This window comes from Citrobacter sp. Cm046 (genome assembly GCF_030333065.1).
In the GTDB taxonomy this organism is placed as follows: Bacteria; Pseudomonadota; Gammaproteobacteria; order Enterobacterales; family Enterobacteriaceae; genus Citrobacter; species Citrobacter murliniae.
On sequence record NZ_JAOWGP010000046.1, the window covers coordinates 498,063 to 522,841 of the forward strand.

Here is a 24,779-nt window from a genome sequence, read left to right on the forward strand (position 1 = left end):
TTGTGCGAAAGACAAATCGGTTGCCGTTTGTTGTTTCAAAATTGTTAACAATTTTGTAAAATACTGGCGGATAGAACGACCCGGTGGACGACGGGTATAAATTAAGAGGTCATGATGAGCACTGAAATCAAAACTCAGGTCGTGGTACTTGGGGCAGGCCCTGCAGGTTACTCTGCTGCCTTCCGTTGCGCAGATTTAGGTCTGGAGACCGTCATCGTAGAACGTTACAGCACCCTCGGTGGTGTTTGTCTGAACGTCGGCTGTATCCCTTCTAAAGCACTGTTGCACGTAGCAAAAGTTATCGAAGAAGCCAAAGCACTGGCAGAGCACGGTATTGTTTTCGGCGAGCCGAAAACCGATATCGACAAGATTCGTACCTGGAAAGAAAAAGTTATCACCCAACTGACTGGCGGGCTGGCTGGTATGGCCAAAGGCCGTAAAGTGAAAGTGGTAAACGGTCTGGGTAAATTTACCGGGGCGAACACCCTGGAAGTTGAAGGCGAAAACGGCAAAACCGTGATCAACTTCGACAACGCGATCATCGCGGCGGGTTCCCGTCCGATCGAACTGCCGTTTATTCCGCATGAAGATCCGCGCGTGTGGGATTCCACCGACGCGCTGGAGCTGAAAACCGTACCAAAACGCCTGCTGGTTATGGGTGGCGGTATCATCGGTCTGGAAATGGGTACTGTGTACCATGCGCTGGGTTCAGAGATCGACGTGGTTGAAATGTTTGACCAGGTTATCCCGGCTGCCGATAAAGACGTGGTTAAAGTCTTCACCAAACGTATCAGCAAGAAATTCAACCTGATGCTGGAAACCAAAGTGACTGCCGTTGAAGCAAAAGCAGACGGTATTTACGTTTCCATGGAAGGCAAAAAAGCGCCGGCAGAAGCACAGCGTTATGACGCCGTGCTGGTGGCTATCGGTCGTGTGCCGAACGGTAAGAACCTCGACGCTGGTAAAGCTGGCGTGGAAGTTGATGACCGTGGTTTCATCCGTGTTGACAAACAACTGCGTACCAACGTACCGCACATCTTTGCAATCGGCGATATCGTCGGTCAGCCGATGCTGGCGCACAAAGGTGTTCACGAAGGTCACGTTGCTGCTGAAGTTATCGCCGGTAAGAAACACTACTTCGATCCGAAAGTTATCCCATCCATTGCGTACACTGAACCAGAAGTTGCATGGGTTGGCCTGACTGAGAAAGAAGCGAAAGAAAAAGGCATCAGCTATGAAACCGCCACCTTCCCGTGGGCTGCTTCTGGCCGTGCTATCGCTTCCGACTGCGCAGACGGTATGACCAAACTGATTTTCGACAAAGAATCTCACCGTGTTATCGGTGGCGCGATTGTCGGCACCAACGGCGGCGAGCTGTTGGGTGAAATCGGTCTGGCGATCGAAATGGGCTGTGATGCTGAAGATATCGCGCTGACCATCCACGCGCACCCGACTCTGCATGAGTCTGTGGGCCTGGCGGCAGAAGTGTTCGAAGGTAGCATTACCGACCTGCCGAACCCGAAAGCGAAGAAAAAATAATCTTCCCACTTTTGTGAAAACGCCTCTTCGGAGGCGTTTTTTTTGCCTGAAGCATAACAGCAACTAATCTGACGCTTTAGATCCGTATAGCCAAAGTGCTGGAGACTCAGGGCGCTACAGGTTGCCAGGATTTATCAGGGCTGAATTCGGTCATTGCCTGCGCTTTCTGCTGGGATGTTGCGCCAAGATTGGCCTGATAAACCGTATCATCCCCACTAATAATAAAGCTCATTACACCGGTATGACTGTAACTGATGGGCCAGGCAATCATCGCAAAACCACTGGCTTTGTCGGGAAGTATGCGGAAATGATAACCGTGATAACCCGTACCTGGTTCCTGTGGACTGAAGGCGGGACCCAGAGGGCTGGGTGCTTCACCGGGGGCTACCGGCCAATAAAGACCGTCCTTTTTGCCATCTGAGCTGACAATTTTCTTTGCATATTTCTGGTTCATCGCAAAATAGCTTTGCTGCGCATCAACATACGCGTGAAGTGCTTCAATCGCGGCAAGCTCGTTGCGACCGATCTCGCGGGTCTGGATCTCTTCGGCAGCTTCCTGCATATCAAATTGCCATCCATCGGCAGTTTTGATCACCGGGATTGGGAGCTGCCAGTCACTGTCTCCGACGATCAGATGTGCCATATCACCGTTGATGACGGTGTCATGTTTCACTTTCCAGTCGCGCAGGAAGCGATCAACGGCATCAGGATCCACACCTTCCGGCGGCAGAAAGTCGCGCCAGTTCTCCCCAAGCAGGTTGCTCATGGCACCTTCATTTTGCTCGCTGATGGCATTAACCAGAGCATCGGTTGCCTGAGCTGGTGTGCTGAATTGTTGTTGCGCCATCGCGACGGACGAAACCATGAACAGCACTATCCCACTGAGTAATTGTATTTTCATGTCGGCTCCCTTAACGATGACGGAATTCACGGTGTTCAGTACGCCCGGCTGGTGCCTGGCGCGATGCCTGGTTGCGGGATATTTGCCGGCTCTGGGCGCCTCGCTGTTGCTGTGCCTGCCAACTTCCTGAACGGCTATCATTGCCGCTTAACGCATTGGCGCGTGGCTGGCTGGTTCGTTGTTGCATATTTCGCTGTTGATGACCGCGTTGTTGCGCCGTTTGCGAAACCCGTTTTTCCTGTCTCTGCGGTGTTGCCTGGCGGTTCTCTCGCTGTTGTGAGGATGTCCGCTTCGCGGTTTGCGGTTTTGTGTCGTAACCACGATAGTTATTACGCTGGGAAATCTGCTTCAACTGTTGGTTTGAAGCCAGGCGCTGTGCATCTTTAGTCCCCGGACGCGTTGTTTGAGGGAATGTTTTCCCCGTCGATTTCTCCATTTGGGACATGGCCGCCTGACGCTGGCTATCACGGTTGACTGGTTTTTGCTGTGTAGCACTGAGCCCGGTCGCTGAGTTGGTGGAGTGGAAACGGTTATTGAGCTGGTTATTAGGGTACGGTACACCTTCACGATAGGCCGGATTATGCTGCCAGGTGCGGTTGGCATCAGTCAGACGCTGCCCACTGATTTTATTGAAGTTATCAACGTTGATATTGATGTTGTTATCACCGTTGCGGTTATAACTGCCATGGTGGTTGTAATCATTATCGTGGTGGTGATCCCAGTCGTCGTCATCATCATCCCAGTCGATGTTGCTGAAGATTGCATAGGTTGTCGCCACACCGAGGCTGAAGCCCAGACCGTTAACAAAGCTGTTGCCAAATTGCTCGCCGGGTGATGGCGGTAAATAGGTCGGCGGATAGGCGGTGTTTGGCCAGGTCCCGTAAACTGTGTTTGGGTTATAGGTGGGGACGTAAACCACCTGTGGGTCGGCAGACTCAATCTTGATAACTGTCGGGCTGGTCGTGGTAGTCGTGGTACTTGTTGTCGACTCGCTGCTGGTGGTTTTAGCGGGTGCCGGTTTTGTCACGGTGGTGACAGTCTGCTGCGGCGTTGATTGTAATGCACCAGTTTGCTGCGCCAGTAAGCGCAGGCGTTGAACAGAATCCATGACGTCTTTTGGTTGCGCGAGGAAAGCATCGCCCAGATTTTGTACCCACGGCGGATTTTCTCCCAGCAGCGACATCAACTGAGGAAACGCGACCAGCGATTTCACGCTAGGATCCCACGGTTGTCCGGCTACGGCCTGAATAGCGGCATCACCCTGCATTTTGGGATTGTCTTTCGACCATTGCGCAGCCTGAATAACGTTGGCCGGGTAGGTTGAGGCCATCAATATTTGCGACAACAACGCATCGGGATAGAGCGCAATTGGCGCAACCCACTGATCGATTTGCGCGGCGGAGTATGTTGGCGTTACGGTCGGTGCAGGTTGATCGGCTGGCGCGGCTGCGGGGGCCGCTGCGGCAGGGGCTTGCTCGACAGGCGCAGGAGCTGCAGGTTCCGTTGTGCGACTTTTGACGAGCATTACGCCTGAGGCGGCAAACAGCCCGGCACTGCACAAAAGGACGAGCAGGTGTGGCTTAATGGGCAACTTCATAAAATGACTCCAACGAGACAAGCGTTGTGCCGTGAGGCGTTCTTGTTGCCGCGAGTATCAATCACCCGTGTTTTACAGTTTTGACTTTTATTGGGAAACCGCCCGTAGTGTCCGGATAAAGAGTGTGAACATTTATTACACAATTATATCTGATGGTTGAAAAGCCGCTGGAATATTCGGAAGGTCACTCTTGCAAGTTACGGCTGCACAGCGTTTTTTGTGCTCGAATTTTGCCCTTTCTTTCCGCTATACCATTCTTAACGATTCAGCCAATTTTTTATGTTACTTTTTTGTAAACAGATTAACACTTAATGAAAATCCTGTTATTGTGCCCTATGCGGTACCGGGCATTTACCCTACAAACTGCTGTCTCACAGGAGCGTGAAGAGAATCGCCTACCGCATATGACAATGAGAGCGAGGAGATACCGTCGTGCTAGAAGAATACCGTAAGCACGTAGCTGAGCGTGCCGCCCTTGGGATTGTGCCAAAACCTTTAGATGCAACCCAAATGGCCGCACTTGTCGAGCTGCTGAAGACCCCGCCTGTGGGCGAAGAAGAATTCCTGTTAGACCTGTTGATCAACCGCGTTCCTCCTGGCGTAGATGAAGCCGCTTATGTAAAAGCCGGTTTTCTTGCCGCTGTCGCGAAAGGCGACACAACCTCCCCGCTGGTGACACCAGAAAAAGCCATTGAACTGCTGGGTACTATGCAGGGTGGTTACAACATTCATCCGCTGATTGATGCTCTGGATGATGCAAAACTGGCGCCGATTGCCGCCAAAGCCCTCTCTTCAACACTGCTGATGTTCGATAATTTCTATGATGTAGAAGAGAAAGCCAAAGCAGGCAACGAATATGCAAGGCAGGTGATGCAATCCTGGGCCGATGCAGAATGGTTCCTGAATCGGCCTGCACTGGCTGAGAAAATCACCGTTACCGTGTTTAAAGTGACGGGTGAAACCAACACCGATGACCTGTCCCCGGCGCCGGATGCCTGGTCTCGTCCGGATATCCCTCTGCACGCTCTGGCAATGCTGAAAAACGCCCGTGAAGGTATCGAGCCGGATCAGCCGGGCAGCGTTGGCCCGATCAAACAGATCGAAGAGTTGCAGAAAAAAGGTTACCCGCTGGCTTACGTAGGTGATGTTGTCGGCACCGGTTCTTCACGTAAATCTGCAACCAACTCCGTGTTGTGGTTCATGGGCGATGATATTCCTCATGTCCCGAACAAGCGCGGCGGCGGTTTGTGTCTCGGCGGCAAAATTGCGCCCATCTTCTTCAATACCATGGAAGATGCGGGCGCACTGCCAATCGAAGTCGATGTGTCTAACCTGAACATGGGCGATGTGATTGACGTTTACCCGTTCAAAGGTGAAGTGCGTAACCACGCAACAGGTGAACTGCTGGCAAGCTTTGAGCTGAAAACTGAAGTACTGATCGACGAAGTGCGTGCCGGTGGCCGTATTCCGTTGATTATCGGCCGTGGCCTGACAACCAAAGCGCGTGAGGCGCTTGGTCTGCCGCACAGCGACGTATTCCGTCAGGCGAAAGATGTGGCTGAAAGCAGCCGTGGCTTCTCTCTGGCACAGAAAATGGTTGGTCGCGCTTGTGGCGTGAAAGGTGTCCGTCCGGGCGCGTACTGCGAACCGAAGATGACCTCCGTAGGTTCTCAGGATACCACCGGCCCAATGACCCGTGATGAACTGAAAGATCTGGCGTGTCTGGGCTTTTCTTCAGATCTGGTTATGCAGTCGTTCTGTCATACCGCGGCGTATCCGAAGCCGGTAGACGTGACCACGCACCATACACTGCCTGACTTCATCATGAACCGTGGCGGCGTATCGCTTCGTCCGGGCGATGGTGTTATCCACTCCTGGCTGAACCGCATGCTGCTGCCGGATACCGTGGGTACTGGTGGTGACTCTCATACCCGTTTCCCGATCGGTATCTCCTTCCCGGCAGGCTCTGGCCTGGTAGCGTTTGCTGCTGCGACTGGTGTAATGCCACTGGATATGCCGGAATCCGTTCTGGTGCGTTTCAAAGGCAAAATGCAGCCGGGTATCACCCTGCGCGACCTGGTTCACGCCATTCCGCTGTACGCGATCAAACAGGGTCTGCTGACCGTTGAGAAGAAAGGTAAGAAAAACATCTTCTCTGGTCGCATTCTGGAAATCGAAGGTCTGCCGGATCTGAAAGTTGAACAGGCGTTTGAGCTGACCGATGCCTCTGCTGAGCGTTCCGCTGCGGGCTGTACCATCAAGCTGAACAAAGAGCCGATCATTGAATACCTCAGCTCTAACATCGTTCTGCTGAAGTGGATGATCGCAGAAGGTTACGGCGATCGCCGTACGCTGGAGCGTCGTATTCAGGGTATGGAAAAATGGCTGGCCGATCCGCAACTGCTGGAAGGCGATGCTGACGCCGAATATGCGGCAGTGATCGATATCGATCTGGCTGATATCAAAGAGCCAATCCTGTGCGCGCCGAACGATCCGGACGATGCGCGTCTGCTGTCTGACGTGCAGGGCGAGAAGATCGACGAAGTGTTCATCGGTTCCTGCATGACTAACATCGGTCACTTCCGTGCGGCAGGTAAACTGCTGGATGCGCATAAAGGCCAACTGCCGACGCGCCTGTGGGTGGCTCCGCCAACCCGTATGGATGCCGCGCAATTGACTGAAGAAGGCTACTACAGCGTCTTTGGTAAGAGCGGGGCGCGTATCGAGATCCCTGGCTGTTCACTGTGCATGGGTAACCAGGCGCGTGTGGCTGATGGCGCGACGGTAGTTTCTACCTCTACCCGTAACTTCCCGAACCGTCTGGGTACTGGTGCTAACGTCTTCCTGGCTTCTGCTGAGCTGGCGGCTGTTGCGGCGCTTATTGGTAAACTGCCAACGCCGGAAGAGTACCAGAACTATGTGGCACAGGTGGATAAAACGGCCGTGGATACTTACCGTTATCTGAACTTTGACCAACTTTCTCAGTACACCGAGAAAGCGGATAGCGTGATTTTCCAGACGGCGGTGTAACGCCATAAGCTGCTGCACCTGATTTTTGTGCACAAACTCACCAATGCCCGGTAAACCTTGCGTTACCGGGCATTTTTATTTCCAATCCTTATGCCTGCTCTGCTTTTTTTCTTTCGTTGTGCTGCGATAATTACAGCATAGGCGCAATGCGGTATTGGCGCATTGCCGGGAGTAGAGGAACACATTATGGATTACGAATTTCTGCGCGATATTACCGGAGTGGTAAAAGTGCGTATGTCCATGGGCCACGAAGTAGTGGGGCACTGGTTTAATGAAGAAGTGAAAGAGAACCTGGCCTTACTTGATGAAGTGGAACAGGCGGCACGTGCGGTAAAAGGCAGTGAACGTTCCTGGCAACGGGCAGGGCATGAATACACGCTCTGGCTGGATGGCGAAGAGGTGATGGTGCGTGCCAACCAACTGGAGTTCACGGGCGACGAAATGGAAGAAGGGATGAATTACTACGACGAAGAGAGCTTTTCGCTGTGTGGCGTAGAGGATTTTCTTCAGGTCGTGGCGGCATATCGCGAATTTGTACAGCAGGGGAAATGATTAACGCCAGATGAGTCTTTACCTGCCGGATAAGGCACTTGTGCCGCCATCCGGCTTCACATTATTTAACGTAGGCCAACAGGCTCAGGGAATCTCGTGCCAGCGCTTTGCATTTTTTTGCGACCGGAATACCAATACCGCTCAAATCGCGATAACTGTCTTCACCGAGTGATTTCATATCGAAGGTGTCGTAATTACTGAGGTCCCACTGGTTCTGTTGGGCAAAAAAGACCAGTGCGCGTCGGATCTGCCCGTTGGGCAAATTCTGGTATCCACAGTCATTTTTCAGAAAAACAAAAACTGCCGTTAAATCGGCCATATCTTCGGCTTCGGACTCGCTAAGCGCGTAGCTGTTTGCGCATACGGCCATCAGGCTGCCGAACAACACTGTTCTGAAAAACGTCTTCATTGCTTCTACCACTGCATCACGGAAATTAAACGTTAGCATACTGTGAGCGAAGCGACGACCTTTATTATCAGCCGTTCACTTGACCTTCCCGTAAGGGGAGGGCTTATGCTTAAAAGATAGCCTGCTTAAGCTGCTGAATATAAGGAAGTGATTATGCAACGTCGTGACTTTTTAAAGTACTCCGTGGCGCTGGGCGTCGCGTCAGCGTTACCTCTCTGGAGTCGTACTGTTTTTGCGGCCGACCGTCCCGTGTTGCCTGTTCCAGACCTGTTAACGGCGGATGCCTCTAATCGTATGCAACTGATCGTTAAGGCTGGGCAATCGACCTTCGGCGGTAAAACCGCTACAACCTGGGGATATAACGGTAATTTACTTGGACCTGCGGTGAAACTGCATAAAGGCAAGTCGGTGACCGTTGATATCTATAATCAGTTGGCTGAAGAGACCACATTACACTGGCACGGACTGGAGATACCTGGCGAAGTCGACGGTGGCCCGCAAGGGATTATTCCGGCGGGCGGAAAACGTTCCGTAACCTTCATCCCCGATCAACGGGCAGCAACCTGCTGGTTCCACCCGCACCAACACGGGAAAACGGGCCGTCAGGTGGCGATGGGGCTGGCTGGACTGGTGCTGATTGAAGACGATGACATCCGCAAACTGATGTTGCCGAAGCAGTGGGGAATTGATGATGTTCCGGTGATTATTCAGGACAAACAATTTTCTGCCGACGGACAAGTTAACTATCAACTGGATATGATGACAGCCGCCGTGGGTTGGTTTGGTGATACGCTGCTGACCAATGGTGCAATTTATCCGCAGCATTCCGCGCCGCGTGGGTGGTTACGTCTGCGTTTGCTAAACGGTTGTAACGCTCGCTCGCTTAACGTGGCTGCCAGCGATAATCGCCCTCTGTATGTTATTGCCAGCGATGGTGGACTGTTGGCTGAGCCGGTTAAAGTTACTGAACTTCCTATGCTGATGGGCGAACGCTTTGAAGTGCTGGTGGATATTAGCGACGGTAAAGCCTTCGATCTGCTGACCTTACCCGTGACTCAAATGGGGATGGCTATAGCGCCATTTGATAAGCCGCATCCTGTGATGCGCATTCAGCCGCTCCTTATTACTGCTTCCGGTACGCTGCCGGATACGCTGACGACAATGCCATCACTGCCTTCGCTTGATGGCCTGACTGTGCGCAAACTGCAACTATCAATGGATCCGATGCTCGACATGATGGGAATGCAAATGCTGATGCAGAAGTATGGCGAACAGGCCATGACGGGAATGGGGCATGGGCAGATGATGGGGCATATGGATAACGACGGTATGAACCACGGTAATATGAACCACGGTAATATGGGTAATATGAAACATGGCGGGAAGTTTGATTTCCATAATGCCAACCGGATCAATGGCCAGGCATTTGATATGAATAAACCCATGTTTGCGGCAACGAAAGGTCAGCATGAACGCTGGGTGATTTCCGGGCAAGGGGACATGATGCTGCATCCGTTCCACATTCACGGTACTCAGTTCCGCATTTTGTCAGAGAACGGTAAAGCGCCAGCCGCGCATCGCGCAGGCTGGAAGGACACAGTACGTGTCGAAGGTGGTGTCAGCGAGGTACTGGTGAAGTTTGACCACGACGCGCCAAAAGAACATGCCTACATGGCGCACTGCCATCTGCTGGAGCATGAAGATACTGGTATGATGCTCGGCTTTACTGTGTAAGGGTTTCATTGCCGGATGGAATTACCGTCCGGCGATTAACATACCGACAATCCTGCTAACTATCAGAGGAACGCGGCTTCTTTACTGGTATACTTCACCCACTGAATTGTTTGTATGCTGTCGCAAGTTTTGTGGTTAGTGCGAGCCACCGTCTGTCAGTCGGTGTATCAACATAAGCGCTTTCTTTCGATTTGCATGATGTGTTAACTGATAAAAATCAGTGAGTTATATTTTTTATGAAACATACTGTAGAAGTCATGATCCCGGAAGCGGAGATCAAAGCGCGTATTGCTGAACTCGGGCGTCAGATTAACGAACGCTACAAGGACAGCGGCAGTGACATGGTGCTGGTCGGGCTGTTACGTGGCTCGTTTATGTTTATGGCAGATCTGTGCCGTGAAGTGCATGTCTCCCACGAAGTCGATTTCATGACCGCCTCCAGCTACGGCAGCGGCATGTCAACCACGCGTGATGTTAAAATCCTGAAAGACCTGGATGAAGATATTCGTGGTAAGGATGTGCTGATTGTCGAAGACATTATCGACTCCGGCAACACGCTGTCAAAAGTGCGTGAAATCCTTAGCCTGCGCGAGCCGAAATCGCTGGCGATCTGTACGCTGTTGGACAAACCTTCCCGTCGAGAAGTGAATGTCCCGGTTGAGTTTATCGGATTCTCTATCCCGGATGAGTTCGTTGTCGGCTACGGCATTGACTATGCCCAGCGTTATCGCCACCTGCCATATGTTGGCAAAGTCGTGCTGCTGGACGAGTAATTCTGTGCGAGCGCCTGATGGCGCTCTGCTTATCCGGTCTACAGGTATGTACCTCGTAGGCCGGATAAGATGGAGTCGCCGCCCGGCAATACTGCGTTATTTATGGTTTATGTGTTTTTTACTGAGGTTAGACAGACCCTGTCTGTAGCGTTGTTCCAGTGATTCACGACTGGTGGCCGTAACTTCCAGATCGCGAAGTAGACCATCATGAATACCGTAAGCCCATCCGTGAATGGTAACTTTCTGACCACGCTTCCAGGCGGACCGCATAATTGTTGAGTGGCCCAGGTTGTACACCTGTTCCATTACGTTCAGTTCGCACAGTGTATCAATACGGCGTTCCTGCGGCATCTCACCCAGCAGAGAGCTGTGTTTAAACCAGATATCGCGGATATGCAGCAACCAGTTATCAATCAGTCCCAGTTCCGTATTTTCAATGGCTGCCTGTACGCCACCGCATCCGTAATGACCACAAATAATAATATGTTCCACTTCCAGCACATCGACCGCATACTGAACGACAGAGAGACAGTTCAGATCGGTATGAATAACCAGATTGGCAACATTACGGTGGACAAATAATTCGCCCGGCTCAAGACCGGTTAAACGTTCCGCGGGAACGCGACTATCAGAACATCCAATCCATAGAAAACGTGGATTCTGCGCATGCGTCAGCGTTTCAAAAAATCCGGGATCCTCTTCTACCAGCATCTTTGACCATAGTGCATTGTTGCTGATGAGTGTATCTATGTCTTTCATGGAGGTTTCGACCCGAAGCCAAATAAATGCGATGGGCTAATATAGGGTAACTCCAGGATTAATTAAACTATATATAAAATGTCAGAACGTAAGGTAAGCAAAAAACCATGACCATTGCTCTGGAACTTCAGCAACTTAAGAAAACCTATCCCGGTGGCGTTCAGGCGCTACGTGGCATAGATTTGCAAGTCGAAGCGGGTGATTTCTATGCGCTTTTAGGACCCAATGGCGCAGGGAAGTCCACCACTATCGGGATTATCAGTTCCCTGGTGAATAAAAGCTCCGGACGAGTTAGCGTCTTCGGATACGATCTTGAAAAAGATACGGTTAACGCTAAACGACAGCTTGGGCTGGTACCGCAGGAATTTAACTTTAACCCGTTTGAAACGGTGCAGCAGATCGTGGTGAATCAGGCGGGGTATTACGGTGTTGAGCATAAAGAGGCTGTAAAGCGCAGTGAAATATATTTAAAGCAGCTCGACCTGTGGGAAAAGCGTAGTGAGCGAGCGCGTATGCTGTCTGGCGGTATGAAGCGCCGTCTGATGATTGCCCGTGCACTGATGCATGAACCAAAGCTGCTGATCCTCGATGAACCGACAGCGGGCGTTGATATTGAATTACGTCGCTCAATGTGGGGTTTTTTAAAGGATTTAAACGACAAGGGTACGACGATTATTCTGACAACACACTATCTCGAAGAAGCGGAAATGCTGTGCCGTAATATTGGCATTATTCAGCATGGCGAGCTGGTGGAAAATACCTCAATGAAAAACCTGCTCTCCAAACTCAAGTCCGAGACCTTTATTCTCGATCTGGCGGCGAAAAGTCCGCTGCCCAAGCTGGAAGGATATCAATACCGTCTGGTTGATACCTCGACGCTGGAAGTCGAAGTGCTGAGAGAGCAAGGTGTTAACAGCGTATTTTCCCAACTGAGCGCGCAGGGGGTTCAGGTGTTGAGTATGCGTAACAAGGCAAACCGACTGGAAGAGTTGTTTGTTTCCCTGGTTCATGAAAAGCAAGGAGATCGCGCATGATGCAGCTTTACTGGGTCGCGCTGAAAAGTATCTGGGCGAAAGAGATCCACCGTTTTATGCGCATCTGGGTCCAGACTCTGGTCCCACCCGTTATCACCATGACGCTCTATTTTATTATCTTCGGTAATTTAATTGGTTCGCGTATCGGTGAAATGCACGGTTTTAGCTACATGCAATTTATTGTGCCGGGTCTGATTATGATGGCGGTTATCACTAACTCCTACGCCAACGTAGCGTCGTCATTCTTTAGTGCCAAATTTCAACGTAACATTGAAGAATTGCTGGTCGCACCGGTTCCGACGCACGTTATCATCACGGGGTTTGTCGGCGGCGGCGTGGCGCGCGGCCTGTGCGTAGGAATATTGGTTACGGCTATTTCACTGTTCTTCGTTCCGTTCCAGGTGCATTCATGGGTCTTTGTGGCGCTAACGCTGGTGCTGACGGCGGTTCTGTTTTCGTTGGCCGGGTTATTGAATGCCGTCTTTGCCAAAACCTTTGACGACATCAGCCTGATCCCAACTTTCGTACTGACGCCGTTGACCTACCTGGGGGGCGTTTTCTACTCGTTAACGTTGTTGCCGCCATTCTGGCAGGGGTTGTCGCATCTCAACCCGATTGTTTACATGATCAGTGGATTCCGCTACGGCTTCCTGGGCATCCATGATGTGCCGCTGGTCACGACATTCGGTGTACTGGTGGTGTTTATCGCGGCATTTTATTTGCTGTGCTGGTACCTGATTCAGCGTGGGCGCGGGTTACGTAGCTAATTATTTCTTCCTCTCCCATCACGGGAGAGGAAGACCTTTGATGTTTATCACCGTTAAGTTTTTATCACTCTGATAAACTACTTGCCTGCTAAGGAGGTGGGCAATGTTAGGTTGGGTAATTACCTGTCATGATGATAACGCACAGGATATGCTGCATCGTCTGGAAGAAAAGTACGGCCCTCTGGCGCAATGCCAGGTGGTCAGTTTTTGGCATGGTCTAAGTTCGAATATGTTAAGCCGGATGATGTGCGATGCTCTGCATGCTGCCGATTCTGGTGATGGCGTGATATTCCTGACAGATATTGCTGGCTCTGCGCCATACCGTGTGGCCGCGTTGATGAGTCATAAGCATCCGGCCTGTGAAGTGATTTCCGGGATAAGCTATCCATTGCTGGAGCGAATGCTTTTGTCGCGAGAGTCGATGAGCAGTTCTGCGTTTCGTGATGAAATAGTCTCTCTTGGAGGCCCTGGCGTTACGAGTTTGTGGCATCAACAACAGAAAAATCCGCCTTTTGTTTTACTGCATGATTTGTATGAGTATTAATCATTGGTATTGATGATGCTTTTGCTACAATAGCTGAGGTTCTTCGCCTCGGTTAACTCATATGGCTACGCGCGTCCTGCTCATACTGTTGTTCCTGTTCTCTGGTTGTGCTGCTGCCGCTTTGCCTGCTCGTTATATGCAAACTACTGAAGATGCTGCCGTCTGGGCGCAGATTGGCAATAAAATGGTGACGGTAGGCCATATTCGCGCAGGTCAAATCCTCTCAGTCATCCCCACTGGCGAAGACTATTACGCATTTACATTTGGATTTGGCCGAGGGTTTATCGATAAAGGCCATCTGGATCGCGTACAGGGGCGGCAGAAGGTGGAAGATGGCCTGGGTGATCTCAATAAACCGCTGAGCAATCAGAACCTGGTTACCTGGAAAGCGACACCTGTTTACAATGCCCCTGACGCCGGTAGCGCACCGTTTGGCGTGCTGGCGGACAATCTGCGATATCCCATAATTAACAGACTGAAGGACAGGCTAAACCAGACGTGGTACCAAATTCGTATTGGTGACAGGCTGGCCTACGTTAGCGCGCTGGATGCGCAGCAAGACCACGGTATTCCGGTACTGACCTATCACCATATTCTGCGTGATGAAGAGAACACCCGTTTTCGTCATACCTCTACTACCACCTCCGTACGCGCTTTCAGCAACCAGATGACATGGCTGCGCGATATGGGTTACACCACGCTGACCCTGTATCAGTTGGAAGACTATGTGCGTAACCGCGCTAATTTGCCTGCGCGGGCGGTAGTGATTACCTTTGATGATGGTTTGAAGTCGGTGAGCCGTTATGCATATCCGGTACTGAAACAGTATGGAATGAAGGCGACGGCATTTATTATCTCATCACGTATTAAGCGTCATCCGCAGAAGTGGGATCCGAAATCGCTGCAGTTTATGAGTATTTCTGAACTGAATGAGATCAGGGATGTGTTCGACTTCCAGTCACATACCCATTTTTTACATCGTGTGGATGGTTATCACCGGCCGATCCTGCTTAGCCGTAGCTATCACAATATTCTTTTTGATTTTGCGCATTCTCGTCGGGCGCTGGCGCAATTTAACCCGCATGTTCTTTATCTATCTTATCCGTTTGGCGGTTATAACGTGACGGCCGTGAAGGCGGCGAATGATGCAGGGTTTCATATGGCTGTGACCACGGTGAAAGGAAAGGTAAAACCAGGAGATAACCCAATGCTGTTAAAACGGTTGTATATCTTAAGAACGGATTCGTTAGAGACCATGTCGCGGCTGGTCAGCAACCAGCCGCAGGGGTAGCCTTTATCAAGCTACCTGTACCGGGATGGCTTTCGCAGTACGTTTCATTTCATTGTCACCTTCAAAGTAGGCAACTTTTGGCCGCCAGGTACGCGCTTCTTCATCAGACATCGTGACGAAGCTGGCGATAATCACAATATCGCCAACCTCGGCACAGTGCGCGGCCGCACCGTTCACCGAGATGATTTTAGAACCGCGTTCAGCCGCAATGGCGTAGGTCGAGAAACGTTTACCATTAGTCACGTTCCAGATATCAATGGCTTCGTTTTCCAGGATGCCGGAAGCATCAAGGAAATCCTGGTCAATGGCGCAGGAGCCTTCGTAATGCAGGTCCGCCTGTGTGACTTTCACGCGGTGGAGCTTGCCTTGCAGCATGGTGCGAATCATAACGTCTACCTTTAACGCTTATCAGAAGCAAAGCAGGCGGTACCTGCTTTGAGTAATTTCTTAGGCAGTATTGCCCTATTTTTAACCCCTGTCTACTGGGCTAATGTTACACTCAGATTGTCGATCAAACGTGCCTGACCCAGCCATGCAGCGACCAGAATCACCGCGCGTTTGCTGCTGTCAGTCAGCTCGAGCAGCGTATCAGCATCGCGGATTTGAATGTCGTCGGCACGAAAACCTTTTTCATTCAGTTCTTGTTCAGCAATGGCAATTATCTCTTCCTGCTCACGTTCACCAGCCTGTAATTTTTCACCAATACTGCTCATCACTTTGAACAAGCCGGGCGCGATTTTTCGCTGCTCTGCGGTCAGATAGCCATTGCGTGAACTGAGGGCCAGGCCGTCTTTAGCGCGAATAATGGGAACGCCGACGATCTCAATGTCATATCCCATGTCGGCAACCATTTTGCGGATCAGCGCCAGTTGCTGAAAATCCTTCTCGCCAAAACATGCGATATCCGGTTGGATCAGATTGAACAGTTTGCTGACGATGGTAGCAACACCACGGAAGTGACCAGGACGACTTGCGCCTTCCAGCATGGTGGAAAGCCCCGGAACTTCTACATAGGTTTGGCTATCTGTCCCTTGCGGGTAGATTTCTTGCGCTGCAGGAGCAAAGACAAAATCAACTTTGCGCTTGTTCAGCTTTTCGCAGTCTTCTTGCAGCGTACGCGGGTAGCGCACCAGATCGTCCGGACGGTCGAACTGCATTGGGTTGACGAAAATACTGACGATCACCACATCAGCCTGAGCTTTTGCTTCATCGACCAGCTTCATGTGACCGTCGTGTAGGTTTCCCATGGTAGGGACCAGAGCCACACGTTTACCTTCCTGACGCAGACGACGAATGTGCTGGCGTAACAGCGGCAGGGTTTCAATAATTAGCACAACAAGACTCCTTTAGTTGCCTGATGATCTGTAGGCCAGGAAAGCGCAACGCCTTATTTGGCCTACAAATTCCAAACTTTGCTTAATGGAAGCTATGTTCTTCACCCGGGTAGACGCCGGATTCAACCTCCGCAATATACTGCCGCACTGCGGCGCGCATGTCGCCTGCTTCATTGAGAAAGTTTTTAGCAAATTTTGGAATATGGCCGCCTGTGATACCAAACGCGTCATGCATCACCAGGATCTGACCATCGGTGACATTGCCTGCGCCTATACCGATGACCGGAATGGACAGAGCTTCAGTCACGCGTTTAGCCAGCTCAACCGGAACGCATTCCAGCACCAGCAACTGTGCTCCTGCGGCTTCTAACGCCAGCGCATCGTCGAGCAATGTCTGGCCCGCATCTCCGCGACCCTGCACCTTATAGCCACCGAAGATGTTAACTGACTGCGGGGTTAAGCCCAGATGGCCGCATACCGGTACCGCGCGATCGGTGAGCATTTTCACCGTATCAACCAGCCACGCACCGCCTTCAATCTTGACCATATTCGCGCCCGCGCGCATAACAACGGCGGCGTTTTCAAAGGCCTGTTGCGGTGTGGCATAGGCCATAAACGGCAGGTCGGAAAGCAGCAGGCAGTTTGGCGCACCACGACGCACAGCACGGGTGTGATAGGCAACGTCTTCGACGCTGACCGGCAAGGTGGAGTCGTGCCCTTGTACCGTCATCCCCAGTGAATCGCCTACCAGCATCACATTGATACCTTCGTCGGCAAATAATTTGGCGAAGCTGTAGTCGTAGGCCGTAATAGTCGCGAAGCGCTTTTTCTCTTGCTTACATTTTTGCAGCAATGAGATAGTCGTTGGTTTCATAACATTTCCTGAATGTGGAAGTCATATTTAACGGCATTCTAGCAGTCAGATTCAGGGCGGCAATTGTTTTAAGCAACCGTTTGGCGCAAAAGTAGTAAACTTTTTAGGTGAGAGTATGCTTTACCAGTGCGCAGGTTTTGCTACGGCGAGGCGGGTGAGATGCTGATGTAAGCTGATACCATCCGGGAAGGTCAGGTCGGGCGCGATTTCAAATAGCGGCCACAACATAAAGCCCCGGTTTTTCATATCGTAATGCGGAACCGTCAGGCGCTCGGTGTTAATCACGTCATTGCCAAACAACATGATGTCGAGATCCAGCGTACGCGGACCCCAGCGCTCGGCTTTGCGTACCCGACCTTGCTGCAACTCAATACGTTGAGTGTGATTAAGCAATTCTTCAGGTTCGAGGGTTGTTTCCAGCGCAACGGCAGCATTCAGATAATCAGGTTGATCCTGAGGACCTAATGGCGGCGTGCGGTAGAAGGATGAAACGGCGATGATCCGGCTGTCCGGGATTTCTCCCAGCGCCTGCACGGCAGCATTAACCTGCTCAAGAGGAGAGGCTAAATTACTGCCGAGCGCGATATATACCCGTTGTCTTTCAAGCTGCATTTGTGTTGGCTTTCCTCACTCATCCCAGTCACGTACTGATGTACGCTCCTGGGCATTCGCTGTGTCGCCGCCTTGATGCAACTCGAAATCTATTGGGTATACGCGATTGGTCACGCGGTTCCCTCGCGGCGTGGGGCGCGTTTACGCGGGCGACGATGACGGCGGCGGGCATCTGGTTCTTCATCAAGTTCGTTCAGCATGCCTTTTTGCTCTGGCGGAGCCGAAACCTGGAATTCACCCCACCACTGCGCCAGACGTTGCAGTTCGGCGTTGTTTTCTACTTCGGCACGCAGGGCCAGTAAATCGTAGGCTGCGCGGAATTTCGGATGCTCCATCAGCTTCCAGGCGCGTTTACCCTGGCGGCGGGACATGCGTAACTGAAGCTGCCAGATATCGCGGGTGAGCGACGTCAGGCGTTTTGGAATTGCCAGTGAGCGGCACGCTTCGTCCAGGACATCGTTCATCGCCAGTGCGAAGGCATCGTAGTAGGCCAGACCGCTTTCCTGGGCAATTTTCTGTGCCGTTTCCAGTAACGGATACCAGAACATGGCGGCGAACAAGAATGCCGGGTTAACACGCATATCGTTGTGAATGCGGGTATCGGTATTCTTCAGAACCTGGGCAATGATGCGTTCCATTGCGCTGTCACCGTCTTCGGTGAAATAGCGGGTAATGGTCGGGAACAGCGGCTGGAACAGGCTGTACTCACGCAGCTTTTTATAGGTTTCATAGCCGTAGCCCGCCTGTAATAGCTTGAGGGCTTCTTCAAACAGGCGCGCAGGCGGGATATCGTTAAGCAACGTAGCCAGACGCGGGATCGGCTCTGCAGTTTCCGGGCTGATGCGCATGTCGAGTTTTGCTGCAAAGCGGACAGCGCGCAGCATGCGCACGGGATCTTCACGATAACGCGTTTCCGGATTACCAATCAGGCGAATGACGCCATCTTCCAGATCCTGCATACCGCCAACGTAGTCGCGAACGGTGAAATCAGCAACGCTATAATAGAGGCTGTTGATCGTGAAATCGCGGCGTTGAGCATCTTCTTCGATAGAACCGAAGATGTTATCGCGCAGTAGCATACCGTTTTGTCCGCGCTGAGATGTCGCACGATCGGCTTCGCTGCCTTCATGATGTCCGCGAAAAGTTGCCACTTCGATAATTTCCGGGCCGAACATTACATGGGCCAGACGGAAACGACGGCCAACAAGACGGCAGTTACGAAACAGTTTCCGTACCTGATCCGGTGTCGCGTTGGTGGTGACATCAAAGTCTTTCGGCTTTTTGCCCAGCAAAAGATCGCGCACACCCCCGCCAACCAGCCATGCCTCGTAGCCGGCCTTATTGAGCCTGTACATTACCTTCAGGGCATTTTCACTGATATCTTTGCGGGAGATTGAGTGCTGCTCACGCGGGATTACCGTCATATGGGGACGGGCGACGGCAAGCTCTGCCTCGCGCTCCTCGCGGCTTAGCACCTTGCGGCAAAAATTAGCGACTCGGGTAAAAATAGTGCACCTCGGTAGTGTCAAACTTCAGTCAGAACAAGTGTTGCTGTGTAAAAATAGCGGCTAATCATAGCTCAGCATGAGTCATTTGAGAATGCCGGATTTACAATACCCGATTCAGGTACCGCCTCAAGCTGCCAGTTTTCCACCGCGACTCGCAACAATTCCTCTACGCTGAACTCTTGCCACGGTATCGCTGTGCTCTGGCCGAGAAAGCGCAATGCGCTGATGAGAACCGGGCGCGGATCGCCTTGTGGCAGGGCTGGCGCATGATTCTGCTTGGACAGTTTAGCGCCTTGTTCGTTGAGCGCCAGCGGCAGATGAATATAGTCAGGTGCATGCCAGCCGAACTGTTGATACAGCGAAATTTGGCGCACAGTTGGTTCAATGAGATCCGCGCCACGTACAATCTCCGTAACGCCCTGAAAATGATCATCGACCACCACAGCAAAATTATAAGCAAACAGCCCGTCGCGTCGGTGAATGATAAAGTCTTCCTGTGCAAGTTCAGGGTCGGCCTGAATCTTGCCGCGCAGCCTGTCGTTAAACTGCATGACGGGATGTCGTTGCTTGATACGTATCGCTGCCCGTTCTGGTCCGTGGCGCAACTCGCGACAATGGCCGTCGTAAATACCGCCGATGCTCTGGATCCGGGCGCGAGTACAGGTGCAGTAATAGCTCAGATCCTGCTTATATAACCAGGCAAGCGCCTCGCGGTAAGCGTCGTGGCGTTGGGATTGCCATAATATGTCGCCATCCCAGTACAGGCCGTAATGTTCCAGCTGACGCAGGATAGTTTCTGCAGCACCGGGAACTTCACGAGGAGGATCAATATCTTCAATGCGTACCCGCCAGATTCCGTGTTGCGCACGGGCCTGCAGGTAACTCCCGAGGGCGGCAATCAGCGAACCAAAATGGAGTTCACCGGAAGGGGAAGGGGCGAAGCGGCCAATATAGCGTTTGTCAGTCATGTCGGTGGATAACATAAAAGAATAAGGCGGGAGATGCTCCCGCCCAGGTATTGCCAGATGGCGACGCAAACACTTGATCCGGCCTACGAAATAGAGGTGTTCCGTAGCCCGGATAAGCGTAACGCCATCCGGCATTCAACAGTTTACGGGATTAACCCGCCATCTGTTTTTCGCGAATTTCTGCCAGCGTTTTACAGTCGATGCACAGATCGGCTGTCGGGCGAGCTTCCAGACGGCGAATACCAATTTCCACACCGCACGATTCGCAGTAGCCGAAATCTTCGTCTTCTACTTTCTTCAGCGTCTTCTCGATCTTTTTGATCAGTTTGCGCTCACGGTCACGGTTACGTAGCTCAAGGCTGAACTCTTCTTCCTGTGCGGCACGGTCAACCGGATCAGGGAAGTTAGCCGCTTCGTCCTGCATATGAGTCACAGTGCGATCGACTTCATCCCTGAGTTGATTACGCCATGCTTCAAGAATACGCCTGAAGTGCGACAGCTGGGCTTCGTTCATATACTCTTCGCCCGGTTTCTCCTGGTAAGGCTCCACCCCAGCGATGGCGAGAATACTCAGGGACGATGTTTTACGGTTTTGCCCTTCTTGCATGTTGCTTCTCCTTAACACGCACTATCGATCCCCATGTTCGGGGGAAAAATCAGGTCGCTATAAATAGCAGATGCTTTTCCGGATAGCAATTATCTAAACGTAACACTTGACAACCCTGTGAGGAAAAGCGTATTTGCGCACGCGGCCAGAATACTAATTAACCCGTTTTTCGCACCATTACAAAGTAATGGGCAATGGCTCTTTAAGAGTCATACCGTGGGCAGAAAGTTCCGCTTTATAAACCAGAATTTCTACCCCCTTAAGCTGCGCTTCGGCTAATAATTGCGCATATTTTGCATCAATATGCCGCGCGGGTGAAAACCGTGTAATTGCTGAATGCAGAACGGCGAAAAATATCACCGCTCGCTTGCCTTCAGCCGCTACGCTCATCAATTCCCGAAGATGTTTCTGACCTCGTTCAGTAATGGCATCGGGAAAATAACCTTGCTCATTCTCCGCCAACGTGACTGATTTCACTTCAATATAGCAGTCAGGGCGGAAATCTGCCTGTAACAAAAAATCAATGCGGCTACCTTCGGCACCATATTTTACTTCACTTTTCAACGTATTGTAGTTTGAAATTTCTGAAATTAGCGAATTCTGAATAGCCTCTTTCGTTAATCTGTTAGCCCATAGCGTGTTAACACAAATAAAAGCACCAGATTGGCTTTGTGTTAATTCCCAGGTGTGCGGATATTTCCGTTTAGTATTTTCTGACGTCGAATACCAGACGGTATCTCCGGGGGTTGCACATCCGGTCATGGCACCGGTATTTGGGCAGTGTAGCGTTATCGTTGTGCCATCAGGTGTGATCACATCCGCTAAAAAACGCTTGTAGCGCTGAATTAACGTAGCGCGCTGAAGTGGGGGAGAAAACTGCATGGGTTATCCTTAATTATTCTGCAAGCGTCCAGCGTTGTAATGGCGTGTAGCGCGTGCGACCTCGTTCAAATGAAGAGGCGTAAAGGGCAAACTCCGTTACCGGAAACGACCAGCAAAAACCTGGCGGCGGGATAGTGACAGCATGACTGGCATCGCGCAGCAGCGTGATATGTGGATGAAATGGCTGCGGACTTTGGTAACACCCGCTGCGTGCGGCCTGTGATCGCAGCATATTCGCCAGTTGCAGCAACCCGCGCGGTGGTTGACGCATGCCAAGCCATATTACCCTTGATCGCAACCATTGCCCGGCGTCATCCAGTTTTAACGTAAAGCCTGGCTGGCGAATACGCCCTGCCAGTTGTGACAGCGCCTGCTGTTTCTCTGCGCTGATATCGCCTAAAAATGCCAGCGTCAGGTGCAGATTGTCAGAAGCGACTGGACGCCCCGCCTCTGGCGGAAACTGTGCCGCCCGCCAGTGGATAAGTTGCTCCCGAACCTCGGCTGGTAATTCAATGGCAAAAAACAGCCTTTTTGGCTCAGACATGATGGATACTCGGTTATGAATTAACGCGATGCTACAATGCAGCGCGAAGAATGTTAACCCTCTGGAGTCATTTGTGACGTCGTTGCCCGTTGCTGCCGTTGTGCCTGAACTGCTTAATGCCCTTGATGCTTCACCACAGGTTCTGTTGACCGCGCCGACCGGTGCCGGGAAATCAACCTGGCTGCCGTTGCAGTTTCTTACGCACAAGGGAATCCAGGGGCGGATTGTTCTGTTGGAACCGCGACGTCTGGCCGCTCGCAATGTGGCGCAGCGCCTGGCTGAATTGCTGAACGAAAAGCCCGGTGAGACAGTAGGTTACCGTATGCGCGCCCAAAGCTGTGTCGGGCCACGGACCCGGCTCGAAGTGGTGACGGAAGGGGTGCTAACGCGAATGATCCAACGCGATCCCGAGCTGAATGGCGTTGGGCTGGTGATCCTCGATGAATTTCACGAGCGCAGCTTACAGGCAGACCTTGCACTGGCGCTGCTGTTGGATGTGCAACAAGGATTACGAGATGACTTAAAACTGCTGATCATGTCGGCCACACTGGATAACGGCCGCCTGCAACAGTTATTGCCCGCTGCCCCGACGATTATTTCTGAAGGCCGCGCATTCCCTGTTGAGCGGCGCTATCAGCCGCTGGCTGCGCATCTGCGTTTTGATGAGGCGGTGGCTATTGCTACTGCGGAGCTACTGCGTAATGAAAGCGGCTCTCTGCTGCTCTTTTTACCGGGGGTTGGGGAGATCCAACGCGTGCAGGAGCAACTGGCTTCACGTGTGGGTAGCGATGTTCTGTTATGCCCGTTATATGGCGCCTTATCGCTGACCGAGCAGCGCCAGGCGATTTTGCCAGCGCCACAAGGTAAGCGCAAAGTGGTGCTGGCAACGAACATTGCCGAAACCAGCTTAACCATTGAGGGCATTCGTCTGGTGGTGGACTGCGCGCAGGAGCGCGTAGCGCGCTATGATGCCCGCACCGGTTTGACGCGGCTGATTACCCAGCGCATTAGCCAGGCCTCTATGACACAGCGAGCCGGTCGCGCAGGACGTCTGGAACCGGGGATTTGTCTGCACCTGCTTGCCAAAGAGCAGGCAGAAAGGGCGGCAGCACAGGGTGAGCCAGAGATTTTACAGAGCGATCTATCCGGTTTGCTGATGGAACTGCTGCAATGGGGATGCACCGACCCTGCGCAACTGAACTGGCTGGATATGCCGCCTGCTGTAAATTTGCAGGCGGCAAGACGATTATTACAGATGTTGCAAGCCATGGATGGTGAGCGCTTGAACGCTGCCGGGCAGAAGATGGCTGCGCTGGGTAACGATCCCCGACTGGCGGCAATGCTCATCGGAGCGACAAATGAAAACGAAGCTGTTACAGCGGCAAAGCTGGCGGCGATTCTGGAAGAGCCGCCGCGCGGTGGTCATACCGATTTGACCGTACATTTTTCGCGTAACCAGCCAGGCTGGCAGCAGCGTAGTCAGCAATTGCTGAAGCGGCTTAATGTGCAGAGTGGTCAGCCCGACAGTGAGCTAATCGCGCCTTTACTGGCAAAAGCATTCGCCGATCGCATTGCGCGGCGTCGTGGCCAGGAAGGGCGATATCAGTTGGCTAACGGAATGGGGGCAATGCTTGATGCCGACGACGCATCAGGGCGGCATGAATGGCTAATCGCGCCTCTGTTGCTACAGGGCAGTGCTTCGCCTGATGCGCGTATTCTGCTCGCTCTGCCGTTGGATATTGATACGCTGCTGCAAACAAGTCCTGAGCTGTTGCAACAGTCAGACACCATCGAATGGGATGAAAATCAGGGAACGTTGAAGGCATGGCGCCGAACGCGTATTGGTCAACTGACGGTGAAAGTTCAGCCACTGGCAAAACCTTCGGAAGAGGAACTGCATCAGGCGATGCTGAATGGTATTCGCGATAAAGGCCTGAGTGTGCTCAACTGGACCCCGGAAGCGGAACAGTTCCGGCTGCGTCTGCAATGTGCGGCAAATTGGTTGCCTGAGTACAACTGGCCAGCAGTGGATGATGCCTCTTTGCTGGCGACGCTGGAGAGTTGGTTGTTGCCGCATATGCAAGGTGTGCACTCTTTACGTGCTCTCAAAGCGTTAAATGTGGGGCAGGCTTTGCGTGGGCTACTGGACTGGTCAATGCTGCAACGTCTGGATAGTGAGCTGCCTGCGCATTACACTGTGCCGACGGGCAGCCGGATAGCCATTCGTTATCACGAGGATAACCCGCCGGCATTAGCGGTTAGAATGCAGGAAATGTTTGGCGAAGCGAAGACCCCTACCATCGCGCAGGGGCGTGTTCCATTGGTGCTCGAGTTATTGTCTCCGGCCCAACGCCCACTACAAATCACCCGTGATTTGAGCGCGTTCTGGCAGGGGGCTTATCGCGAAGTGCAAAAAGAGATGAAAGGGCGTTATCCCAGGCATGTCTGGCCGGACGATCCGGCGAATACCGCGCCAACACGGCGCACCAAGAAGTATTCTGCCTGATGGTGCGCTGCTTT

The 24,779-nt window shown here is 52.1% G+C and carries 23 protein-coding genes; 10 read left to right on the forward strand and 13 right to left on the reverse strand.

Annotation, left to right across the window (positions count from 1 at the left end):
• The first annotated feature begins 114 nt into the window (after nt 1-114).
• Nucleotides 115-1,539 (forward strand): dihydrolipoyl dehydrogenase, encoded by a 1,425-nt coding sequence (gene lpdA / locus OGX98_RS23585; protein WP_045439872.1) that lies wholly within the window; start codon nt 115-117, stop codon nt 1,537-1,539.
• A gap of 106 nt (nt 1,540-1,645) precedes the next feature.
• On the opposite strand, the gene OGX98_RS23590 is transcribed toward lpdA, so the two are convergent.
• Nucleotides 1,646-2,440, reverse strand: coding sequence for a DUF2950 family protein (locus tag OGX98_RS23590; protein WP_225760471.1), 795 nt, complete (start codon nt 2,438-2,440; stop codon nt 1,646-1,648).
• A gap of 10 nt (nt 2,441-2,450) precedes the next feature.
• Nucleotides 2,451-4,037 (reverse strand): DUF3300 domain-containing protein, encoded by a 1,587-nt coding sequence (locus tag OGX98_RS23595; protein ID WP_200042197.1) that lies wholly within the window; start codon nt 4,035-4,037, stop codon nt 2,451-2,453.
• A gap of 432 nt (nt 4,038-4,469) precedes the next feature.
• On the opposite strand from OGX98_RS23595, the gene acnB reads away from it, so the two are divergent.
• Entirely contained in the window at nt 4,470-7,067 is a 2,598-nt protein-coding gene (gene acnB / locus OGX98_RS23600) for a bifunctional aconitate hydratase 2/2-methylisocitrate dehydratase (protein WP_048222044.1), read from the forward strand.
• A 186-nt stretch (nt 7,068-7,253) separates the two neighbouring features.
• Nucleotides 7,254-7,619, forward strand: a complete 366-nt coding sequence (gene yacL, locus OGX98_RS23605) for a protein YacL (protein WP_045439883.1) — start codon at nt 7,254-7,256, stop codon at nt 7,617-7,619.
• Nucleotides 7,620-7,680: 61 nt separating this feature from the next.
• On the opposite strand, the gene OGX98_RS23610 is transcribed toward yacL, so the two are convergent.
• On the reverse strand, nt 7,681-8,028 hold the full coding sequence (locus tag OGX98_RS23610; protein WP_000846617.1) for a YacC family pilotin-like protein: 348 nt from the start codon (nt 8,026-8,028) through the stop codon (nt 7,681-7,683).
• A gap of 153 nt (nt 8,029-8,181) precedes the next feature.
• Between OGX98_RS23610 and cueO the strand changes: the two genes are divergently transcribed.
• Nucleotides 8,182-9,762: a multicopper oxidase CueO gene (cueO, locus tag OGX98_RS23615; protein ID WP_200011471.1), complete on the forward strand. Its 1,581-nt coding sequence runs from the start codon at nt 8,182-8,184 to the stop codon at nt 9,760-9,762.
• A 236-nt stretch (nt 9,763-9,998) separates the two neighbouring features.
• Nucleotides 9,999-10,535, forward strand: a complete 537-nt coding sequence (gene hpt / locus OGX98_RS23620) for a hypoxanthine phosphoribosyltransferase (protein ID WP_003018658.1) — start codon at nt 9,999-10,001, stop codon at nt 10,533-10,535.
• Nucleotides 10,536-10,631: 96 nt separating this feature from the next.
• Here hpt and can read toward each other — a convergent pair whose 3' ends face one another.
• Nucleotides 10,632-11,294: a carbonate dehydratase gene (gene can, locus OGX98_RS23625; RefSeq protein WP_045439892.1), complete on the reverse strand. Its 663-nt coding sequence runs from the start codon at nt 11,292-11,294 to the stop codon at nt 10,632-10,634.
• A gap of 107 nt (nt 11,295-11,401) precedes the next feature.
• Here can and OGX98_RS23630 point away from each other — a divergent pair, with 107 nt between their 5' ends.
• From OGX98_RS23630 to OGX98_RS23645, 4 genes are all read left to right on the forward strand, one after another.
• Nucleotides 11,402-12,328: an ABC transporter ATP-binding protein gene (locus OGX98_RS23630; protein ID WP_048222042.1), complete on the forward strand. Its 927-nt coding sequence runs from the start codon at nt 11,402-11,404 to the stop codon at nt 12,326-12,328.
• Nucleotides 12,325-13,095 (forward strand): ABC transporter permease, encoded by a 771-nt coding sequence (locus tag OGX98_RS23635; RefSeq protein WP_045439897.1) that lies wholly within the window; start codon nt 12,325-12,327, stop codon nt 13,093-13,095. Before OGX98_RS23630 ends, OGX98_RS23635 begins: the two co-directional genes overlap by 4 nt.
• Nucleotides 13,096-13,198: 103 nt before the next feature.
• Complete coding sequence (locus tag OGX98_RS23640) at nt 13,199-13,639, forward strand: PTS sugar transporter subunit IIA (protein WP_045439900.1); 441 nt, start codon at nt 13,199-13,201, stop codon at nt 13,637-13,639.
• Nucleotides 13,640-13,700: 61 nt separating this feature from the next.
• Nucleotides 13,701-14,930: a polysaccharide deacetylase family protein gene (locus tag OGX98_RS23645; RefSeq protein ID WP_045439903.1), complete on the forward strand. Its 1,230-nt coding sequence runs from the start codon at nt 13,701-13,703 to the stop codon at nt 14,928-14,930.
• Nucleotides 14,931-14,936: 6 nt separating this feature from the next.
• Here OGX98_RS23645 and panD read toward each other — a convergent pair whose 3' ends face one another.
• The 9 genes from panD to thpR all read right to left on the reverse strand — a co-directional run bounded on the left by panD (nt 14,937) and on the right by thpR (nt 22,259).
• Entirely contained in the window at nt 14,937-15,317 is a 381-nt protein-coding gene (gene panD / locus OGX98_RS23650; RefSeq protein ID WP_023178331.1) for an aspartate 1-decarboxylase, read from the reverse strand.
• Between the two features lie 92 nt (nt 15,318-15,409).
• Complete coding sequence (panC, locus tag OGX98_RS23655) at nt 15,410-16,264, reverse strand: pantoate--beta-alanine ligase (protein ID WP_045439910.1); 855 nt, start codon at nt 16,262-16,264, stop codon at nt 15,410-15,412.
• An 82-nt stretch (nt 16,265-16,346) separates the two neighbouring features.
• Nucleotides 16,347-17,138: a 3-methyl-2-oxobutanoate hydroxymethyltransferase gene (panB, locus tag OGX98_RS23660; protein WP_136345310.1), complete on the reverse strand. Its 792-nt coding sequence runs from the start codon at nt 17,136-17,138 to the stop codon at nt 16,347-16,349.
• 120 nt (nt 17,139-17,258) lie between these two features.
• Nucleotides 17,259-17,750, reverse strand: coding sequence for a 2-amino-4-hydroxy-6-hydroxymethyldihydropteridine diphosphokinase (gene folK, locus OGX98_RS23665; RefSeq protein WP_048222039.1), 492 nt, complete (start codon nt 17,748-17,750; stop codon nt 17,259-17,261).
• 110 nt (nt 17,751-17,860) lie between these two features.
• Entirely contained in the window at nt 17,861-19,258 is a 1,398-nt protein-coding gene (gene pcnB, locus OGX98_RS23670) for a polynucleotide adenylyltransferase PcnB (protein WP_223307024.1), read from the reverse strand.
• 71 nt (nt 19,259-19,329) lie between these two features.
• Nucleotides 19,330-20,226, reverse strand: coding sequence for a tRNA glutamyl-Q(34) synthetase GluQRS (gene gluQRS / locus OGX98_RS23675; protein ID WP_286595996.1), 897 nt, complete (start codon nt 20,224-20,226; stop codon nt 19,330-19,332).
• 151 nt (nt 20,227-20,377) lie between these two features.
• On the reverse strand, nt 20,378-20,833 hold the full coding sequence (gene dksA / locus OGX98_RS23680) for an RNA polymerase-binding protein DksA (RefSeq protein WP_003829221.1): 456 nt from the start codon (nt 20,831-20,833) through the stop codon (nt 20,378-20,380).
• A 177-nt stretch (nt 20,834-21,010) separates the two neighbouring features.
• Nucleotides 21,011-21,715, reverse strand: a complete 705-nt coding sequence (gene sfsA, locus OGX98_RS23685; RefSeq protein ID WP_286595997.1) for a DNA/RNA nuclease SfsA — start codon at nt 21,713-21,715, stop codon at nt 21,011-21,013.
• A gap of 13 nt (nt 21,716-21,728) precedes the next feature.
• Complete coding sequence (gene thpR, locus OGX98_RS23690) at nt 21,729-22,259, reverse strand: RNA 2',3'-cyclic phosphodiesterase (protein WP_048222036.1); 531 nt, start codon at nt 22,257-22,259, stop codon at nt 21,729-21,731.
• Nucleotides 22,260-22,332: 73 nt separating this feature from the next.
• Here thpR and hrpB point away from each other — a divergent pair, with 73 nt between their 5' ends.
• Complete coding sequence (gene hrpB / locus OGX98_RS23695; protein ID WP_286595998.1) at nt 22,333-24,765, forward strand: ATP-dependent helicase HrpB; 2,433 nt, start codon at nt 22,333-22,335, stop codon at nt 24,763-24,765.
• Nucleotides 24,766-24,779 lie beyond the last annotated feature (14 nt).

What these genes read in the sequence shown, in the direction of transcription:
- panD (WP_023178331.1), bottom strand. Translation starts at nt 15,317, where the DNA reads ATGATTCGCACCATGCTGCAAGGCAAGCTCCACCGCGTGAAAGTCACA.
- lpdA (WP_045439872.1), top strand. Translation starts at nt 115, where the DNA reads ATGAGCACTGAAATCAAAACTCAGGTCGTGGTACTTGGGGCAGGCCCT.
- OGX98_RS23610 (WP_000846617.1), bottom strand. Translation starts at nt 8,028, where the DNA reads ATGAAGACGTTTTTCAGAACAGTGTTGTTCGGCAGCCTGATGGCCGTA.
- OGX98_RS23590 (WP_225760471.1), bottom strand. Translation starts at nt 2,440, where the DNA reads ATGAAAATACAATTACTCAGTGGGATAGTGCTGTTCATGGTTTCGTCC.
- cueO (WP_200011471.1), top strand. Translation starts at nt 8,182, where the DNA reads ATGCAACGTCGTGACTTTTTAAAGTACTCCGTGGCGCTGGGCGTCGCG.
- OGX98_RS23645 (WP_045439903.1), top strand. Translation starts at nt 13,701, where the DNA reads ATGGCTACGCGCGTCCTGCTCATACTGTTGTTCCTGTTCTCTGGTTGT.
- panB (WP_136345310.1), bottom strand. Translation starts at nt 17,138, where the DNA reads ATGAAACCAACGACTATCTCATTGCTGCAAAAATGTAAGCAAGAGAAA.
- OGX98_RS23595 (WP_200042197.1), bottom strand. Translation starts at nt 4,037, where the DNA reads ATGAAGTTGCCCATTAAGCCACACCTGCTCGTCCTTTTGTGCAGTGCC.
- yacL (WP_045439883.1), top strand. Translation starts at nt 7,254, where the DNA reads ATGGATTACGAATTTCTGCGCGATATTACCGGAGTGGTAAAAGTGCGT.
- OGX98_RS23640 (WP_045439900.1), top strand. Translation starts at nt 13,199, where the DNA reads ATGTTAGGTTGGGTAATTACCTGTCATGATGATAACGCACAGGATATG.
- OGX98_RS23635 (WP_045439897.1), top strand. Translation starts at nt 12,325, where the DNA reads ATGATGCAGCTTTACTGGGTCGCGCTGAAAAGTATCTGGGCGAAAGAG.
- OGX98_RS23630 (WP_048222042.1), top strand. Translation starts at nt 11,402, where the DNA reads ATGACCATTGCTCTGGAACTTCAGCAACTTAAGAAAACCTATCCCGGT.
- dksA (WP_003829221.1), bottom strand. Translation starts at nt 20,833, where the DNA reads ATGCAAGAAGGGCAAAACCGTAAAACATCGTCCCTGAGTATTCTCGCC.
- hpt (WP_003018658.1), top strand. Translation starts at nt 9,999, where the DNA reads ATGAAACATACTGTAGAAGTCATGATCCCGGAAGCGGAGATCAAAGCG.
- gluQRS (WP_286595996.1), bottom strand. Translation starts at nt 20,226, where the DNA reads ATGACTGACAAACGCTATATTGGCCGCTTCGCCCCTTCCCCTTCCGGT.
- thpR (WP_048222036.1), bottom strand. Translation starts at nt 22,259, where the DNA reads ATGTCTGAGCCAAAAAGGCTGTTTTTTGCCATTGAATTACCAGCCGAG.
- sfsA (WP_286595997.1), bottom strand. Translation starts at nt 21,715, where the DNA reads ATGCAGTTTTCTCCCCCACTTCAGCGCGCTACGTTAATTCAGCGCTAC.
- folK (WP_048222039.1), bottom strand. Translation starts at nt 17,750, where the DNA reads ATGCAGCTTGAAAGACAACGGGTATATATCGCGCTCGGCAGTAATTTA.
- can (WP_045439892.1), bottom strand. Translation starts at nt 11,294, where the DNA reads ATGAAAGACATAGATACACTCATCAGCAACAATGCACTATGGTCAAAG.